Raw genomic sequence first — 18,339 nt, forward strand, 5'->3', positions numbered from 1 at the left:
GACCTGGATCACAGACAAGCGCCGACGCCTGCGTTAGGGCTCGGCGCCACGCGCCAGCGGGAGTTTGCCAGGGTGCAGCAAGTTGTCGCAGGCAGCCCCCGAAGGCGTATCTGATCCGCTTTTTAATGCAATAGCTGAGTCTGTTATGCAAACAGATCGATGGTCATAGTGCACCGGCCTGATGGAGGCTGATGAGCGAAAGACCATGAGCGATAGAATCCCCGTCCGATTAGTAGAAACATTCGAGCCTTCACGCCCAAAGATGAAGGCCAAATCCAGCGACAACCAAATCCACACCCGCAGCTTCAGCGGGTTGTTCCGTACCTTGCGCGTGACCGGCGCCGGCTTTCTGTTCCTGGCGTTTTTCGGCACGGTCTGGCTCAACTGGGGCGGCCGCCAGGCGGTGCTCTGGGACCTTTCCGAAAGCAAGTTCCACATCTTCGGCGCGACCTTCTGGCCCCAGGATTTCATCCTGTTGTCGGCGTTGCTAATCATCTGCGCCTTCGGCCTGTTCGCGATCACCGTGTTCGCCGGCCGGGTCTGGTGCGGCTACACCTGCCCCCAGAGCTCCTTTACCTGGCTGTTCATGTGGTGCGAGAAAGTCACCGAAGGCGAGCGCAACCAGCGGATCAAGCTGCAAGCGGCGCCCTGGGGGCCGAACAAACTGGCACGGCGCGCGGCCAAGCACACGCTGTGGCTGGGCATCAGCGTGATGACCGGGCTGACCTTCGTCGGCTACTTCACCCCGATCCGGCCCCTGGCCCAAGAGCTGCTGACCTTGCAGATCGGCGGCGTCAGCCTGTTCTGGGTGCTGTTCTTCACCGGCGCCACCTACATCAACGCCGGCTGGCTGCGGGAAGCGGTATGCATGCACATGTGCCCGTATGCACGCTTCCAGAGCGTGATGTTCGACAAGGACACCCTGACCATTTCCTACGACGTGGCCCGTGGCGAAAACCGTGGTCCGCGCAAGCGTGACGTCAAGCCGGCGGACGTTGGCCTCGGCGACTGCATCGACTGCCACTTGTGCGTGCAGGTCTGCCCGACCGGCATCGACATCCGCGACGGCCTGCAAATGGAATGCATCGGCTGCGCGGCCTGCATCGACGCCTGCGACTCGATCATGGACAAGATGAATTACCCCCGCGGCCTGATCAAATACACCTCGGAGCATCAGTTGCAGGGCGGCAAGACGCACCTGTTGCGACCGCGCCTGATCGGTTACTGCGCGGTGCTGGTGATCATGATCGGCGCCCTGGCCCTGGCCCTGGTGGAACGGCCGATGGTGTCCCTGGACGTGAGCAAGGACCGTGGGCTGTTCCGCGAGAACAGCGAAGGCCAGATCGAGAACATCTACAGCCTCAAGGTCATCAACAAGACCCAGCAGCGCCAGGACTATCGCGTCGAACTGGTGGACGGCGACGGCTTCAAGCTGCAAGGCAAGACCGAGTTCAGCCTGGCGCCCGGGGAAATCACCGACTTCCCGGTGTCCGTGGCCATGATCACCGACAAGCCGCAAAGCAGCTCGCAGACCATCGGTTTCAAAGTCACCGACACTGACCAGCCCGAAGTCTACAGCGTGGCCAAAAGCCGTTTTGTGGCGCCATTGAATCGCTGAGCCTTAAGATGCGCTGCTTTTGTTGAGCAAGCGATCCTCTGTGGCGAGGGAGTCCGCTCCCTCGCCACACCAGCAATCCGAATTCAGTCCATCGCGGGATACCGATGAAACGCTACGAAAAATTTGCCGAGGACATCGCCGAACTGATCCGTTCCGGAGTCCTGGGCCCCGGCCAGCGCGTGCCGTCGGTGCGCTACGCCAGCCAGACCTACGGGGTCAGCCCGTCCACGGTATTCCAGGCCTATTACCTGCTTGAACGCCGCGGGCTGATTCGCGCCAGGCCGCGTTCCGGCTACTTCGTCAACACCCATGCGCCAAGCCCGTTCTCGGAGCCGGTGATCAGCAGCCAGGTCAGCGAGTCCACCGAAGTCGACGTCAGTGAACTGGTGTTCTCGGTGCTGGACTCGATCAAGGACCCGACCACCGTGCCCTTCGGCTCAGCCTTCCCCAGCCCGACCCTGTTCCCCCTGCAACGCCTGGCCCGCTCCCTGGCCAGCGCCAGCCGCGAGATGGACCCGCGCATGGTGGTCACCGACATGTCCCCGGGCAACCCGCAACTGCGGCGCCAGATCGCCCTGCGCTACATGGTCGGCGGGCTGATGCTGCCCATGGAAGAACTGTTGATCACCAACGGCGCCCTGGAAGCCCTGAACCTGTGCCTGCAGGCCGTGACCGAACCCGGCGACCTGGTGGCGATCGAGGCCCCGGCCTTCTATGCCAGCCTGCAGGTGCTGGAGCGGCTCAAGCTCAAGGCCGTGGAGATCCCCGTACACCCACGGGACGGGATCGACCTCGGGGTGCTGGCGCAGACCCTGGAGCGTCATCCGATCAAGGCCTGCTGGTGCATGACCAGCTTCCAGAACCCCATGGGCGCGACCATGCCCGAAGCCAAGAAACAGGAACTGGTGGAATTGCTGCGGGTGCACCAGGTGCCGCTGATCGAAGACGATGTCTACGCCGAACTGTATTACGGCCAGCAGGCGCCGAAACCGGCCAAGGCCTTCGACACCGAAGGCCTGGTGATGCACTGCGGCTCCTTCGCCAAAAGCCTGGCCCCCGGCTACCGCATCGGCTGGGTCGCTGCCGGGCGCTACGCGCAGAAGATCGAACGCCTGAAACTCATGACCTCGCTGTGCGCCTCGATGCCGGCCCAGGCCGCCATCGCCGACTACCTGCAGCACGGCGGTTATGACCGGCACCTGCGCAAACTGCGCTACGCCCTGGAAGAACAGCAAAGCGCCATGCTCGCGGCGATTGCCCGCTACTTCCCGGCCCAGACCCGGGTCAGCCAGCCGGCCGGAGGCTACTTCCTGTGGTTGGAACTGCCGCCGCAAATGGACTCGCTGAAACTGTTCCAGATGGCCCTGGCCCAAGGCATCAGCATCGCCCCGGGGCCGATCTTCTCGCCGACCCAGCGCTTCAGGAACTGCATCCGCCTGAACTACGGCAGCCCATGGGACGAAGCCATGGAACGGGCCATGGAAACCCTGGGGCGGATTGTCCGTTCTTTCTGAACCGGGCCTTGCAGCCCGGGGGCAATTGCGGCAGCATCCGCCCTCGAATTTTTCCAGGGATGGAGCGCGCCATGGGCGAAGACCTCTACGATGAGTCGCTGATCGACTATCAGGACGCCAAGGAGCAGTTGATCAAGGCCATCTACCGTGGACGGTTGCCGCTGCTGACCCAGGAGCTCAACGCCTACGACACGGTGCAGGCGATCATCGAGCTGGAAGCGGTGCGTTTTGCCGACGACGAGGAAGACGCTTTCTTCGACCTGGCCTTGTCCCTGGTGGGCTGGATCCCCGGCCCGGGCCAGGACCTCAAGCTGATCCTGCGCGCCATCAACCGTGCACCCCAACGCCATGCCCGCAGCCTGTTCGATCTGATCCGCTATAGCCTCGAAGCCTGCCGGATCAAGACCAGCCCGGAGCAGTTGCTGGAGAAGACCCTCGACGCGCAACGCCTGAGGGATGACATGCTGCTGGTGCAGCAGGTGGTGGAACAGTCCCGGCACTTCCTCGGGCTAACCCCGCAGCAACAGACCATGGTCCGCCATAACCTCAACGAAGCCACGGGGCACAGCGGGTTCCTGATCCAGACCCTGCAGGAACGCATCGACCCCTGGGTGGCCGTGCAGCGCAACAGTTCGGGAGCCGATACCGGCAGCCAGGAGCCGGCGCGATTCCTCAAGCCCCAGTCCCAACAACGCCCCGGCGCCCTGCCGGGGGCCGGGGCCAGCGATGGCGCCAAGACTACCCAGAGCCTCAATCAAGGCAGCGAGGGCAGCGGCCACTGGCTGGAACTGAACCTGCACTACGGCAACCTGGAACCGGTGTCCGGCGCGGCGTACCGGGTGATCTTCAGCGATGGCTCGGAACGCCAGGGCAGCCTCGACGACGAAGGCTTCGCCCGCCTCGAAGACGTGCCCTTCGGCCCGGCCAAGGTGTACTACGGCGAAGACCCGCGGCCCTATCATCGCCTGCCGTTGCAGATCGTTGAGGGCGATGTCGAACAGTTGCGAGAGGAGCTTGACGAGCTGGGCCTGGACCTCGATGAAACGGACCTGGCGCAGTTGTTCGAAGAAACCTCAGGCCGCCGGGCCCCCTTTACCCCGCTGATCTTTGAATAAGCCTGGAGCACCCATGAACAGACGACAGGTTTTTCTCAGCCAACAGCAGTACCACGACCTGCGCCACAGCCTGGCAGGCACCGAGCAGATGTTGCTGGCACACCCGATGCCGCCTGATACGGGCAAACAGGGCCCACAACTGGAAGCCCTGGAAATTCAGACTGCGACCCTGAGCGCGCTGATTCTCGAGTACACCGCCGGGGCCGACATCGCCTCCCTGGCCGGGCGCCTGGACCGCTTGATCCTTGATTACGAGCGCCATCAACAGGCCCTCGGCGACTGGCTCGAGGCACCGGACATTGCGCCCCTCGACATCCAGTCCGCGGTGCATGAGTTCGAGGAATATGTGCAAGTCATCAGCCTGTGCATCCTGCTCCAGCGCAGCGACCTGCTACCGCGTTTCGTCGCGCTGTTCGACCGCGCCGGCTATCACGGCGAAGACACCCTGGTGGAAGATCTGCTCAAGCCGTTCCTGGCCGAGCGGCTGGACCTGGACGAGTGGTACCACGAACTGTATACGCCGCTGATCAACGCCATCTACGCCGAGGACCGTGACGAAGCCGCCGAATTGCTGGAGGAATACTGCAACCAGTGGTACCCGGCCTTCACCCAGGCACCCTGGTTCGACAGCCATCAGCAGGTCGATGACAGCGAGTATGTCGGCTACTGGGCCTTCGAGGCGGCCGCCATCGCCTACCTCTATGACCTGGATGACAGCCGGGTCAAACACCTGATTTACCCACGGGACCTGGTGCAATACGCGCGGCGTTTCAGCCCGCCGCCGATCCCCTCGCCCGCCGACCACGACTGACCCCCATCTTCCTCATCAGGTTATGAATTGCCCATGAAATCCTTGATCAAACCTTTGCTGGTCGCCGTATTGGCGGCTGCCCTGTGCAAACTGCTGATGAGCCTGGTCGTGCCCTACGCATTGATGCTGCTGATCCCCGACAGTTGGAACGACAGTTTGCCAATCTGGACCAACCTGCTGGTCTCGGGCTTTATTACAGGGCTGGTGGTGGTGCGCGTGTTGCCTGCGCAGCGCTACTACGTGATACCGATGCTGATCCTGATATTCGCGCTGCTGATCATCGGCGGTTATGCACTCCACCGCTGCAACGGCGCGCAACTGGCGGCAATCGACCAGTTGGCGAGCCAGACCTGGACCGACATCGGCAACCCTGATCCAGTGTCGCCACCCCAGGTGGCGGTAGACCTGAGTGCCGCGCCGGGCGTGACCCAGGATGGCCAGGGCTTCAGCTACAGCTGCGTGCGCCCTGGTGAAACCCTGGACTACTTCCTGAGCCTGCACATGATGTACGGCATCAGCCTGCTGGGGCTGCTGCTGGCCTTGCTGCTGAGCCACCGCAGCCGCAGGCCGCGCCTGGGCTGAAGCGGCCTGCCCGTGGCGAGGGAGTTGGCTCCGCTGCGCTGTGCAGCGGTCCCAGGCTCCCCCGTCGCCACCCAGGCTCAAGCGCGAATCAACGGCCGCCAGCCAGGTCGATAATGCTGCCGGTGGAATACGAGGCCTTGTCCGACAGCAGCCAGATAATCGCCTCGGCCACTTCATCGGGGCGTCCGCCGCGGCCCATGGGGATCGCGCTTTCGAGCTTGCTGACACGGTCGGCGTCGCCGCTCAGGGCATGGAAGTCGGTGAAGATATAACCCGGACGCACCGCGTTGACCCGGATCCCCTCCCCGGCCACTTCCTTGGACAGGCCCAGGGTGAAGGTGTCCAGCGCGCCCTTGGACGAGGCGTAGTCGATGTACTCGTTGGGCGAACCCAGGCGCGCCGCGGCCGACGACACATTGACGATACTGCCGCCCTGCCCGCCATGGCGTGGCGACATGCGCAGCACCGCCTGCTTGGCGCACAGCATGGGCGCCAGGACATTGGTCTTGAGTACTTTGAGAATGCGGAACTCGGACATCTCGTCGAGACGGGATTTGTGCCCCACGGTCCCGGCATTGTTGACCAGGGCGGTCACCCGTCCCAGTTCGGCGTCGACCCGGTTGAACAGGCTGATCACCTCGTCCTCAATGCTCACATCGGCGCGGACCGCAATGGCCTGGGCCCCCAGCGCGCGCACTTGCTCCAACACCGCGAGCGCCGATTGTTCGTCGGCCTGGTAATTGATGCAGATCCGATAGCCCTGCTGCGCGGCGAGCACCGCCGTGGCAGCGCCAATCCCCCGTCCGCCGCCAGTGATGACGATGACTTTATCCATACGGCCAATCCCCTTGCTGATCCTTTAAACCCGGGCAATTAAACACCCTGCGCGCAGCGATGAAAACTGCTTTGCCCAGTGGATGCCTGGTGCTCTCCAACACTGCAATCGTTCCCGACATAGCTGCGGCGCCTGGCCGCCCGCTACACCGTATTCCTTCCAGATTACTCCGGCGCCCGACCCAGCCTCATTCCTCGGCAGCAGCTACGGGTTTTGTGCTTGCTCGGCGAGTTGGATGTCTTGCATAAAACGTTCGGCGGGCAGTGGGTGGCCAAGGAAATACCCTTGCAGCGAATCACAGCCCAATTGGGTCAGGAAGTTCTGCTGGACACCGGTTTCCACGCCCTCGGCGACGATGCGCAAACCCAGGGCCTGGCCCAGGGCGACGATGGCCGAGACAATCGCCGCGTCATCGCTGTCGTGCTCCAGGTCGCGAACGAAACCGCGGTCGATTTTAAGCTCGTTGGCCGGCAAGCGCTTGAGGTACATCAGGCTGGAATAACCGGTGCCGAAATCATCGATGGACAGGTCCACCCCCATGTCCGACAGCTGCTGCAGCACCGTCATGCTCGCATCGGCATCGCTCATGGCCGTGGTTTCGGTGATTTCCAGGGTCAGGCTGTTGGCCGGCAGCTCATAGCGGGCCAAGGCACCGGCGACACTCTTGACCAACCCGGCATGACAGAACTGCAATGCCGACAGGTTTACCGCGCTACGCCAGCCGGTGTAGCCCTGCACATACCACTCGCGCATCTGCCGGCACGCTTCGTTGAGCACCCATTCGCCAATCGGAATGATCAGCCCGGTCTTTTCCGCCAGCTCGATGAACTTGTCCGGCAACAGCAGCCCCTGTTGCGGGTGGTTCCAGCGCAACAGCGCCTCGGCACCGACCGGCAAGCCGTTCACCGCATCGAATTTGGGCTGGTAGTGCAGGCTGAACTGCTGCTGATCCAGAGCGTTGCGCAAGTCCTGCAACAGTTGCAGTTGTCGGCGCGCGTTGGTGTTCATCGATGCATCGAAGAAGCTGTAGCCATTTTTGCCGGCGCCTTTGGCGTGATACATCGCGGCGTCGGCGTTCATCAGCAGTTCCTGGGCGTTCTGGCCATTGCCCGGGTATACGGCAATGCCGATGCTGGCGGAGATCTGCAGGTCATGGTCGGCCACCCGGAACACCCGGGAAATCAGCCCGACCTGGCGTGCAGCCACGCGCATGGCGTCATCGGGCTCGGCCAGTTGCACCAGCAGCACGAACTCATCGCCACCGATCCGCGCCAGGGTGTCTTCGTTGCGCAAATCCTCGCGCAAACGCTGGGCCACTTCCCGCAGCAACTGGTCGCCCATGTGGTGGCCGAAGGCATCGTTGACCGGCTTGAACCCGTCCAGGTCGATAAACATCAGGGCGAAGCAGCCACCCTGGCGCGTCACCCGGTGCATGGCCTGGTCGATCCGGTCGGCCAGCAGGATCCGGTTCGGCAGGCTGGTCAGGGTGTCGTGCAAGGCCAGCTGGGTCAGCTCGCGATTGGCCTCGGTCAGCGACTCGGCCAGGATCGCCGTGCGCGCTTCCAGGCGCGCATCGAGCACCGAGGTCAGCAAGGCGATGATCAGCACCGCCAGGGTGGTGATCAGCACCAGGTTATCCAGGCCCTTGCCATTCAGGCCATTGCCCAGGGCGCCGCAGAAACTGCCATCGGCAAACCGCGCGGCGGCCATGCCGGTGTAATGCATGCCGACAATCGCGATGCCCATGATCACCGCTGCACCGGCCCGGACCAGGCGCACATGGGGGGTATTGCGGCGCAGGCGGAAGGCGATCCACAACGCCGCGGCCGATGCGCCCACGGCAATCAGCAGCGATGCGCTGAACAGCGTCGGATCGTAGTCGATGCCCGGTTGCATGCGCATCGCCGCCATCCCGGTGTAATGCATGCCGCTGATCCCGGCCCCCATCACCAGGGCGCCAAAACCCAACTGCCAGAACGGCAGGCGCGTCTGGCTCACCAGCCACAGGGCAAAACCGCAGGACAGGATGGAAATCAGCAGCGACAAAGCGGTGATCGACAGGTCGTAGCCCAGCTCGATCGGCAACTCAAAGGCCAACATGCCGATAAAGTGCATCGACCATACGCCCACCCCCATGGCCAGCGCGCCGCCGACCATCCACAGCTGCGCCGCCAGGCCACGGGTAGTGGCAATACGCCCTGTGAGATCCAGGGCGGTATAGGACGCAAGAATCGCCACAAACAGCGAAATGACGACCAGCGCGGGAGAGTAGGAACCAATGAGCATCAAGGGTCTCGCAGCCGTTAAGCCTGGATCCAGGCTCGGTGGGCAAAGCGGCAGATTGTACTGATTGCACGGCAGAACGCACTCACAAAGTGAGCAGAACGCCATTAGTCAGACGGAAGACTTTATTCCGGCCCGCCATGCCCTTACGGGCCCTGTGGGCATGCCTCGAAATCAGCCGCTCCGCCCCCCAAAACAACAAGCCTCGCTGTAGCCGCTGCCGCCAGGCTGCGCTGGGCCGGACAGGCGCCGGAGGGGTGTCAGGTGCAGGGTTTTCGGGTTTTAGGAATGGCACAGCCTGGGGCAGCGGCTACGGGGGCGCCGTGGGACAAATCTGTAGCCGCCGTGGGGTTTCAAGGGTTGGGCTTTTGCTCGCTGGCTTGCAACTGGCCGTCCCAGCCACCGCCCAGGGCGGCGATCAGTTGAACGCTGGCCACCAGGCGGCTTTGCAGCAGGTTCAGCACGTTGCGTTCGTTGCTCAGGGCCGTGGCCTGGACCGCGACCACATCGAGATAGGCGATCAGCCCGGCCTTGTATTGATTCTCGGTCAGGCGCTGGGATTCCCGGGCCGCGTCGAGGGCTTGCTGGCGCACGGCGCTCTCGTCTTCCAGGACCTTGAGTTGCACCAGGTAGTTTTCCACCTCGCGAAACCCGTCGAGCACGGTTTGCCGGTACTTGGCCACGGTCTGGTCGTACACCGCCTCGGTGCGGTCGACTTCCGCCGAGCGCTGACCACCGTCGAACAGGGTCATCGCCAGCTTGGGTCCCACCGACCAGAAGCGGTTGGGCAGGCTGATCCAGTCGGCATAGGTGCTGCTGCTATAGCCACCCGCCAGGCTCAGGGTCAGGTCCGGGTAGTAGGCCGCCTTGGCCACGCCAATATTGGCGTTGGCCGCGATCACCGAGCGCTCGGCCGAGGCGATGTCCGGGCGCCGCTCCAGCAACTGCGACGGCAGGCTCAGGGGCACCTGGGGCAAGGCCGGGATGCTCTGGGTCTCGGCCAGGCTGAAACCCGCCGGAGGTTGGCCGATCAGCACCGCAATCGCGTTTTCCAGCTGAGCGCGCTGCCAGATCAGGTCGATCAGGTCGGCCTGGGTGCTCTTGAGCTGGGTCTGGGCCTGGGCCACCGCATCCTTGCCGGACACCCCGGCGCGGTACTGGTTCTCGGTCATGGTCAGGGAACGCTGATACGCCGCCACCGTGGCTTCGAGCAAACGCTTCTGCTCGTCGATCACCCGCAGTTGCAGGTAGTTCTGCACCAGTTCCGACTGCTGGCTCAGGCGCATGGCCGCCAGATCGGCAAAGCTGGCCTCGGCGCTGGCTTCGTTGGCTTCCAGGCCACGGCGCAGTTTGCCCCACACGTCCGCCTCCCAACTCACGCCCAACTGGCTGTTGTAGGTGTCGCGGATGCCGCTGGAGGAACTGCTCAGCCCCGAACTGCTGCTGCCGGTGCCCTGGCTGGCGCGGGTCTTGCCGGCGCTCAGGTCCACCGAAGGGAACAACGAACCCCGTGCGCTGCGCACCAGGGCCTGGGCCTGGCGGTACTGGGCTTCGGACTGGGCCACGGTCTGGTTGGCGCTGTTCAGCGACTCCACCAGCCCATTGAGTTGCGCATCGCCATACAGCTCCCACCAGGCGCCACGGGCCAGGGCATCGCTGGGATTGGCCTGGCGCCAGCCCTCGGCCTGCTTGTACTGCTCCGGCTCAGCCACTTGCGGGCGCTGATAATCCGGGCCGATGGCGCAGGCACTGAGCAGCGCCAGACTCAGGCTCAGGCTCAACAGGCGCGAGCCACGAGCCAGGGCCAGGCGCTGGGCGGAGCGCACAAGAGAGTTGCGAGGCGAACAGTCAGTCATAGCGGCGTTTCCAGAGCGGCATCGGTACGTATTCCACGCCAGTGGTTGAATTTATGGCGCAGTTTATCGAGATACAGGTAAACCACCGGGGTGGTGTAAAGGGTCAGCACCTGGCTGAAGATCAGCCCGCCAATAATGGTCAGGCCCAGGGGTTGACGCATTTCCGCGCCTTCGGCGGTGCTCAGCAGCAACGGCACGGCGCCGAGGATCGCGGCCAGGGTGGTCATCAGGATCGGCCGCAGCCGCAGCAGGCAGGCACTGCGGATCGACTCCAGCGGCGCCAGGCCCTGGTGGCGCTCCAGTTGCAGCGCCAGGTCGATCATCAGGATCGCGTTCTTTTTCACCACCCCGATCAGCAGGAACAGGCCCAGCAGCGAGATCAGGCTGAACTCGCCCCCCAGCAGGTAGATCGAGAGCAAGGCCCCGACCCCGGCCGAGGGCAAGGTCGAGAGGATGGTCAGCGGGTGGATGTAGCTTTCGTACAACACGCCCAACACCAGGTACACCGCCAGCAGCGCGCCGAGGATCATGAACGGCTGGCTCTTCTGGGTCGCGGCGAAGGCGTCGGCGGTGCCGGCCATCTTGACGATCACGTCTTCCGGCATGCCGAGCTTGGCGATGGCCCGCTCAATGGCCGCCGTGCCCTGCTCCACCGTCACCCCTTCGGCCATGTCGAAGGAAATGCTTTCCGAGGCGAACTGGCCCTCGTGGCTGACGCGGTCGTCTTCCAGGCTGTTTTCATAATGGGCGATGGTCGACAGCGGAATCCGCGCGCCGGCGCTGGTGATGACCTGCACCTGGTTCAGGGTGATCGGGTCCTGGGCGTATTTCGGGTTGACCTCCATCACCACCTGGTACTGGTTCAGGCTGTCATAGATGGTGGAGATCTGGCGCTGGCTGTAGGCGTTGTTCAGCACTGCGGTGACCATGTCCATGTCCACCCCCAGGCGCTTGGCCTGGTCGCGGTCAACCACCAGGGTCACCTGTTGCGCGCCACGGCCTTCGCGGGCATCGATGGCGGTCAGCTCCGGCAGGGCCTTGAGCGCGGTCACCACCTTCGGGTACCACTCGCGCAGCGATCCGAGGTCGCCGCTTTGCAGGATGTAAGAATACTGCGAGGTGGTCTGCTCGCGGCCACCGCCGAACTGCAGGTCCTGGTCGGCCATCAGCATCAGCTGGGCGCCGGCGACCTTGGGCATTTCCTTGCGCATGCGCTCGATGACCTTCTGCGCGGAAATATTGCGTTCCTTGATCGGTTTCAGGCGCACCAGCATAAAGGCGTTGTTGGTGCCGTTGCTGCCGCCGATAAAGCCGGCCACGCTTTCCACCGCCGGGTCCTTGAGCACGGCGCGGCGGAAGATTTCCATCTTCGGCTGCATCACGCTGAACGACAGGCCATCGTCGCCGCGCACGAAACCGATCAGTTGCCCGGTGTCCTGTTGCGGCAGGAAGGTCTTGGGCACCACCACATACAGCGCCACGTTGACGCCGATGGTCAGCAGCAGGCTGAGCAGGGTCAGGCGCCGATGGCGCAGCACCCAGTCCAGGCTGGTGGCGTACTTTTCGGTCATCCACTCGTTGCTGCGCTGGCTCCAGCGTTGCAGACGGTTTTCCTGGCCCGGGACGTGGGGTTTGAGCCAGCGCGCGCAAAGCATCGGGGTCAGGGTCAGGGACACCACCAGCGAGACCACAATCGAGGCCGCCAGGGTGATGGAGAATTCGCGGAACAGGCTCTCGATGATCCCGCCCATAAACAGGATCGAGAGGAACACCGCCACCAACGACACGTTCATCGAGAGCAAGGTAAAGCCCACTTCCTTGGCCCCCAGGTACGCCGCCTTCATCGGCGCGATGCCCTCGTCGATATGCCGGGAAATGTTCTCCAGGACCACGATGGCATCGTCCACCACCAGCCCGGTGGCGAGGATCAGCGCCATCAGCGACAGGTTGTTCAGGGAAAACCCGTACAGGTACATGATGGCGAAAGTGCCCACCAGCGACACCGGCACCGCCAGGGTCGGGATCAGCGAGGCACGGAAGTTGCCGAGGAACAGGAACACCACCAGGATCACCAGGGCCACGGCGATCAGCAGGGTCATTTCGGCCTCGTGCAAGGTGGCCTTGATCACCGGCGAGCGGTCCATGGCCAGGTTGAGCTTGACGCTGGCCGGCAGCACCGCCTGCAACGCCGGCAACTGGGCCTTGATCTCGTTCACTGTCTCGATGATGTTGGCCCCGGCCTGGCGGTTGATCACCAGCAGCACCGCCGCGTCGTCATTGAAGAAGCCGCTGTTGTAGCGGTCCTCGACGCCATCGCTGACCTTGGCCACGTCCTTGAGGCGCAGGGCTGCGCCGTCCTTGTAGTGGATGATCAGCGGTTCGTAGTCCTTGGCCTTTTCCAGCTGGTCGTTGGCCTGGATCTGCCACAGCCGCTGATCGTCTTCCACCGAACCCTTGGGCCGGCGCTGGTTGGCATTGGCGATGGCGTTGCGCACATCGTCCAGGGCCACGCCGTACTGGTTGAGCAATTGCGGTTCGAGTTCGATGCGCACCGCCGGCAGCGAGCTGCCGCCGATCTGCACCTCACCCACACCCGGCACCTGGGACAGGCTTTGCGAAAGGATGGTCGAGGCCAGGTCGTAGAGCTGGCCCTTCTGCAATACGTCGGAGGTCAGCGACAGCACCATGATCGGCGCCTGGGACGGGTTGACCTTCTTATAGGTGGGCATGCTGCGCATGCCGCTGGGCAGCAGGTTGCGCGAGGCGTTGATCGCCGCCTGCACTTCCCGCGCGGCGCCGTTGATATCGCGGTCCAGGTCGAACTGCAAAATCACCCGGGTCGAACCCTGGCTCGAACGGCTGCTCATGGTGTTGACCCCGGCAATCGCCCCGAACGAGCGCTCCAGGGGCGTGGCCACGGTGGACGCCATCACCTCGGGGCTGGCCCCGGGCAGACTGGCCTGGACCACAATCACCGGGAAATCCATCTGCGGCAGCGGCGCCACCGGCAGCAGGCCGAAGCTGACGCCGCCCAGCAGCATGATCGCCAAGGAAAGCAGCATGGTCGCCACCGGGCGCTTGATGAATGGTCCGGACAGGTTCATCGGGAGCAGCTCCAAACTTCAAGCCTCAAACTGCAAGAGAAAAGCGCGATCGGCGCATGCTCTTGCTGCTGCTCTTGATTCAGCTTGCGGCTTGCGGCTTGCAACTGGCCGCTGCGCCGCTTCATACGCCCTGCTCCTGGCCGACTTCGCGCTTGCCGAAGCGGCGCCCCAGGCGATCGAAGTACAGGTAGATAACCGGCGTGGTGAACAGCGTGAGGATCTGGCTCACCAACAGGCCGCCGACCATCACCAGGCCCAGGGGCTGGCGCAGTTCGGCGCCGGAACCCGTAGCCAGCATCAGCGGCACGGCACCGAACAATGCCGCCAGGGTGGTCATCAGGATCGGCCGGAAACGCAGGAGCGCCGCCTGGTAGATGGCTTTCTCCGGCGCCATGCCCTGGTTGCGTTCGGCGTCGAGGGCGAAGTCGATCATCATGATCGCGTTCTTCTTGACAATACCGATCAGCAGGATGATGCCGATGATCGCGATCATCCCCAGGTCATTGCCGCTGAGGATCAGCGCGAGCAAGGCACCGACCGCCGCCGAAGGCAGGGTCGAAAGGATGGTGATCGGGTGGATGTAGCTCTCGTAGAGCACGCCGAGCACGATGTACATGGTCACCACCGCCGCCAGGATCAGCAGCAAGGTGCTCGACAACGAGGCCTGGAACGCTTCGGCCGCGCCCTGGAACTGGGTCTGCACCCCCACCGGCATGCCGATCTGCTGCTGCACCTGCTCGATGATGTCGACCGCCTGCCCCAGGGCCACGCCCGGTGCCAGGTTGAACGACATCATCACCGCCGGGAACTGGCCGATGTGGGCAATCGCCAACTGCGCCTGGCGCTCTTCGACATGGGCCAGGCTCGACAGCCGGACCTGGCCGCCGTCGGTGGTCTTGACGTGGATCTGCTCCAGGGCCTGGGGCCCGATACTCTCCCCGGCCTGGGCCTGAAGCACCACGCGGTACTGGCTGGCCTGGGTGTAGATGGTGGAGATCTGGCGCTGGCCGAAGGCGTCATACAGCGCGTCGGTGATGTTCGACACCGAGACCCCGACCCGCGAGGCGGCGTCGCGATCGATCACCAGGAACACCTGCAAACCCTTGTCCTGCAGGTCGCTGGCGACATCGGTGAGTTCCGGGCGCTGGGCCAGGGCTTCCACCAGGCGCTGGCTCCAGAGGCTGAGCAGTTCCGCGTCCGGCGACGACATGCTGAATTGATACTGGGTGCGGCTGACCCGGTCTTCGATGGTCAGGTCCTGCACCGGCTGCATGAACAGACGGATGCCGATCAGCTTGTCGACCTGGGGCTGGATCCGCGCGATCACTTGACTGGCGCTCAGGTCCCGCTCGCTGTGGGGCTTGAGGTTGATCAGCAGGCGGCCGCTGTTGAGGGTGGCGTTGTCGCCATCGACCCCGATGTAGGACGACAGGCTCTGCACCGCCGGGTCTTCGAGGATGATCTTGGCCAGCTCCTGCTGGCGCTGGCTCATGGCCGCGAAGGACACCGACTGCGGCGCCTCGGAAATACCCTGAATGACCCCAGTGTCCTGCACCGGGAAGAAGCCCTTGGGCACCACCAGGTACAACAGTACCGTCAGGCCCAGGGTGCCGATGGCCACCAACAGGGTCAGGAACTGGTGCTTGAGCACCCACTGCAATTTGCGGCCGTAGCTTTCGATCAGCCAGTCGATCCAGGCGCCGCTGGCGCGGTAGAAGCGGCCCTGTTCTTCAGGCTTGGGTTCGCGCTTGAGCAGGCGCGCGCACATCATCGGGGTCAGGGTCAGGGACACCACCAGGGAAATCAGGATCGCCACCGCCAGGGTGATGGCGAACTCACGGAACAGGCGCCCCACCACATCGGCCATGAACAACAGCGGAATCAACACCGCGATCAGCGACAGGGTCAGGGAGATCAGGGTGAAGCCGATCTGCTTGGCGCCCTTGAGCGCCGCCTGCATCGGACTGTCGCCTTCCTCGATATAACGCGAGATGTTTTCCAGCATCACGATCGCATCGTCCACCACGAACCCGGTGGCGATGGTCAGGGCCATCAGGGTCAGGTTGTTCACCGAGAACCCGGCCAGGTACATCACGCCGAAGGTGCCGACCAGCGACAGCGGCACGGCGATCGACGGAATCAGGGTGGCACTGGCGCGACGCAGAAAGAGGAAGGTGACCATCACCACCAGGGCCACGGCGATCAGCAACTCGTGCATCACGTCGGTGACCGAGGCGCGGATGGTCTGGGTGCGGTCGGTCAGCACCATGACGTCCAGGCCGGCTGGCAGGTTATCGGTGATGCTCGGCAGCAAGGCCTTGATCCGGTCCACCACCTCGATCACGTTGGCCCCGGGCTGGCGCTGGATATTCAGCAGCACGGCCTGGTTCTCGTTGGCCCAGGCTGCCAGGCGCTCGTTTTCCGCGCCGTCGACGATCTGCGCCACATCCTTGAGCCGCAACGGCGCGCCATTGTTGTAGGCCAGGATCAGTTCGGCGTAGTCCTTGGGCGACGTCAGTTGGTCGTTGGCGTCGAGCATCGAGACCCGGGTCGGGCCGTCGAAGTTGCCCTTGGGCTGGTTGACGTTGGACGCGGCGATCAGGGTGCGCACGTCCGACAGGTTCAGGCCGTTGGCCGCCAGGGCCTCGGGGTTGACCTTGATCCGCACCGCCTGGCGCTGGCCGCCGGCAATGCTGACCATGCCCACGCCGCTGATCTGGGCGATTTTCTGCGCCATGCGCGTGTCGACCAGGTCATTGAGCTTGGGCAGCAACATGGTCTTGGAAGTGATGGCCAGGGTCAGCACCGGGGTGTCCGCCGGGTTGACCTTGTTGTACACCGGCGGCGCCGGCAGATCCTTGGGCAACAGGTTGGTGGCGGCATTGATCGCGGCCTGCACCTGTTGCTCGGCGACATCCATATTGATGTCGAGGTTGAAGCGCAGGGTCAGCACCGAGGCGCCGCCGGAGCTGGTGGACGCCATCTGGGTCAGGCCGGGCATCTGCCCGAACTGGCGTTCCAGGGGCGCGGTAACCGCGCTGGTCATCACGTCCGGGCTGGCCCCTGGGTACAGGGTCATGACGCGGATGGTCGGGTAATCGACCTGGGGCAAGGCCGACACCGGCAACAGCCGATAGGCGATCAGGCCGGCCAGGACAATGGCCAGCATGCTCAGGGTGGTGGCTACCGGACGAAGGATGAACAGCCGCGAGAGATTCATGCGCCGCCCTTTTGCGCCTTGGTCCCGGCGGCCGGGGTTCCGGTGGAGGTGGTCGGCTTGCCTTGCAGGTGTTCAGTCGGGGTGGTCGGCACGTCAACGCTGTCGTTGACCACCTCCACCGCGCTGCCGTCCTTCAGGCGGTCGGTGCCTTCGAGCACGACGCGGTCGCCGGCGGCCAGGCCTTCCTTGATCACCGTCGATTCGCCGTTGTTGTCGCCCACCTTGAGCTGACGGATCTGCACCTTGTTGTCGCCATCCAGGGCGTAGACGAAGGTGCCATTGGTGCCGAACTGGATCGCCGCCGACGGGGCCAGGATCACCTTTTTCAAGGTGTCGGCCAGCAGCCGCACATTGACGAACTGGTTGGGGAACAGGCTTTGGTCGCGGTTATCAAAGCGCGCCTTGAACTTCAGGGTGCCGGTGGTGGTGTCGATCTGGTTGTCCAGGCTTTGCAGCACGCCGGTGGCCTGCAACTGGGTGTCGCCGCGATTCCAGGCTTCGACCGGCAGCTTGGCACCGCTGTGGTAACGGGCGAGCACGGTGTCGAGGCTGTTTTCCGGCAAGGTGAAGGCGACGCTGATGGGCTGGGTCTGGGTAATGATCACCAGCGCCGTGGTGTCGTTGGCCGCCACCAGGTTGCCGACGTCCAGCTGGCGCAGGCCGAGGCGACCGGCGATCGGCGCGCGAATCTTGGTGAATTCCAGGTTGAGCTTGGCGTCGTTGACCGCTGCCTGGTTGGTCTTGACCGTGCCCTGGTACTGGCCCACCAGTGCGGCGGCGGTGTCCAGGGTCTGCTTGGCAATACTGTCCTGGGCATACAGGCCACGGTAGCGCTCCAGGTCGACCTGGGCATTCTTCAACTGGGCCTGGTTCTGCAACAGCGTACCTTCGGCCTGGAGCAAGGCGTTCTGGTAAGGTCGCGGGTCGATTTCCGCCAGCAGGTCGCCGGCCTTGACCATCTGCCCTTCCTCGAACGCCACCTTGACCAGCTCACCGGCGACCCGGCTGCGCACATTGATGGTATTCAGTGCCGTAACGGTGCCCAGCGCCTTGTAATACACGGGGAAGTCGCCCTCGGTCGCCGGCGCCACGCGCACCGGGATCGGCCCGGTCGCCCCGCCGAACCCCGGACGCATCGCCCCGCTTCTGCCCGCATGCCCGGCGGCGGCCTTGGGTGCTGCTTCGTCCTTCGAGGTGCTCGACGCGGGCCAGAATTTCCAGCACAGGACGGCAATGACCAGCAGGACGAGCAGGCCGAACAGCCAGCGACGGGATTTGCGGGGAGCGGAGGATTGCATGGAATGATCAACCATTGGGCGCGAGGAGGTCTTCTTGAGAAGGCTGAAAGATAAGCACTGGCGGGGGATTAGCAAAGCGCCTTTACCGGCAATTTACCTTTGG

The 18,339-nt window shown here is 63.9% G+C and carries 12 protein-coding genes; 5 read left to right on the forward strand and 7 right to left on the reverse strand.

Going from position 1 to position 18,339, the window contains the following annotated elements; translation table 11 throughout:
• Positions 1-205: 205 nt before the first annotated feature.
• From ccoG to AC19YX_RS01980, 5 genes are all read left to right on the forward strand, one after another.
• Complete coding sequence (ccoG, locus tag AC19YX_RS01960) at positions 206-1,618, forward strand: cytochrome c oxidase accessory protein CcoG (RefSeq protein ID WP_078472118.1); 1,413 nt, start codon at positions 206-208, stop codon at positions 1,616-1,618.
• Between the two features lie 104 nt (positions 1,619-1,722).
• Positions 1,723-3,132, forward strand: coding sequence for a GntR family transcriptional regulator MpaR (gene mapR / locus AC19YX_RS01965; protein ID WP_020300422.1), 1,410 nt, complete (start codon positions 1,723-1,725; stop codon positions 3,130-3,132).
• 71 nt (positions 3,133-3,203) lie between these two features.
• Positions 3,204-4,247, forward strand: a complete 1,044-nt coding sequence (locus AC19YX_RS01970; protein ID WP_500605542.1) for a hypothetical protein — start codon at positions 3,204-3,206, stop codon at positions 4,245-4,247.
• Between the two features lie 13 nt (positions 4,248-4,260).
• Positions 4,261-5,058 carry a PoNe immunity protein domain-containing protein gene (locus AC19YX_RS01975; protein WP_500605543.1) on the forward strand — a complete coding sequence of 266 codons (798 nt, stop codon included), beginning with the start codon at positions 4,261-4,263 and terminating at the stop codon, positions 5,056-5,058.
• Positions 5,059-5,091: 33 nt separating this feature from the next.
• On the forward strand, positions 5,092-5,640 hold the full coding sequence (locus AC19YX_RS01980) for a hypothetical protein (protein ID WP_242487534.1): 549 nt from the start codon (positions 5,092-5,094) through the stop codon (positions 5,638-5,640).
• Between the two features lie 88 nt (positions 5,641-5,728).
• Here the strand turns inward: AC19YX_RS01980 and AC19YX_RS01985 are convergent, their stop codons facing one another.
• The 7 genes from AC19YX_RS01985 to AC19YX_RS02015 all read right to left on the reverse strand — a co-directional run bounded on the left by AC19YX_RS01985 (position 5,729) and on the right by AC19YX_RS02015 (position 18,251).
• Positions 5,729-6,475 (reverse strand): SDR family oxidoreductase, encoded by a 747-nt coding sequence (locus tag AC19YX_RS01985; RefSeq protein WP_078472115.1) that lies wholly within the window; start codon positions 6,473-6,475, stop codon positions 5,729-5,731.
• A 204-nt stretch (positions 6,476-6,679) separates the two neighbouring features.
• On the reverse strand, positions 6,680-8,761 hold the full coding sequence (locus AC19YX_RS01990) for a putative bifunctional diguanylate cyclase/phosphodiesterase (protein ID WP_500605544.1): 2,082 nt from the start codon (positions 8,759-8,761) through the stop codon (positions 6,680-6,682).
• A 350-nt stretch (positions 8,762-9,111) separates the two neighbouring features.
• A complete protein-coding gene (locus AC19YX_RS01995; RefSeq protein WP_500605545.1) occupies positions 9,112-10,614 on the reverse strand; it encodes an efflux transporter outer membrane subunit in 1,503 nt (500 codons plus the stop codon).
• Complete coding sequence (locus tag AC19YX_RS02000) at positions 10,611-13,718, reverse strand: efflux RND transporter permease subunit (protein ID WP_078472112.1); 3,108 nt, start codon at positions 13,716-13,718, stop codon at positions 10,611-10,613. Before AC19YX_RS02000 ends, AC19YX_RS01995 begins: the two co-directional genes overlap by 4 nt.
• Positions 13,715-13,843 (reverse strand): hypothetical protein, encoded by a 129-nt coding sequence (locus tag AC19YX_RS02005; RefSeq protein WP_500605546.1) that lies wholly within the window; start codon positions 13,841-13,843, stop codon positions 13,715-13,717. The genes AC19YX_RS02000 and AC19YX_RS02005 overlap by 4 nt, the downstream gene beginning before the upstream one ends.
• On the reverse strand, positions 13,840-16,938 hold the full coding sequence (locus tag AC19YX_RS02010) for an MdtB/MuxB family multidrug efflux RND transporter permease subunit (RefSeq protein ID WP_078472111.1): 3,099 nt from the start codon (positions 16,936-16,938) through the stop codon (positions 13,840-13,842). The genes AC19YX_RS02005 and AC19YX_RS02010 overlap by 4 nt, the downstream gene beginning before the upstream one ends.
• Complete coding sequence (locus AC19YX_RS02015; protein ID WP_500605547.1) at positions 16,935-18,251, reverse strand: MdtA/MuxA family multidrug efflux RND transporter periplasmic adaptor subunit; 1,317 nt, start codon at positions 18,249-18,251, stop codon at positions 16,935-16,937. The genes AC19YX_RS02010 and AC19YX_RS02015 overlap by 4 nt, the downstream gene beginning before the upstream one ends.
• Between the last annotated feature and the right edge of the window lie 88 nt (positions 18,252-18,339).

It is taken from the genome of Pseudomonas sp. MF09150, from assembly GCF_059862355.1.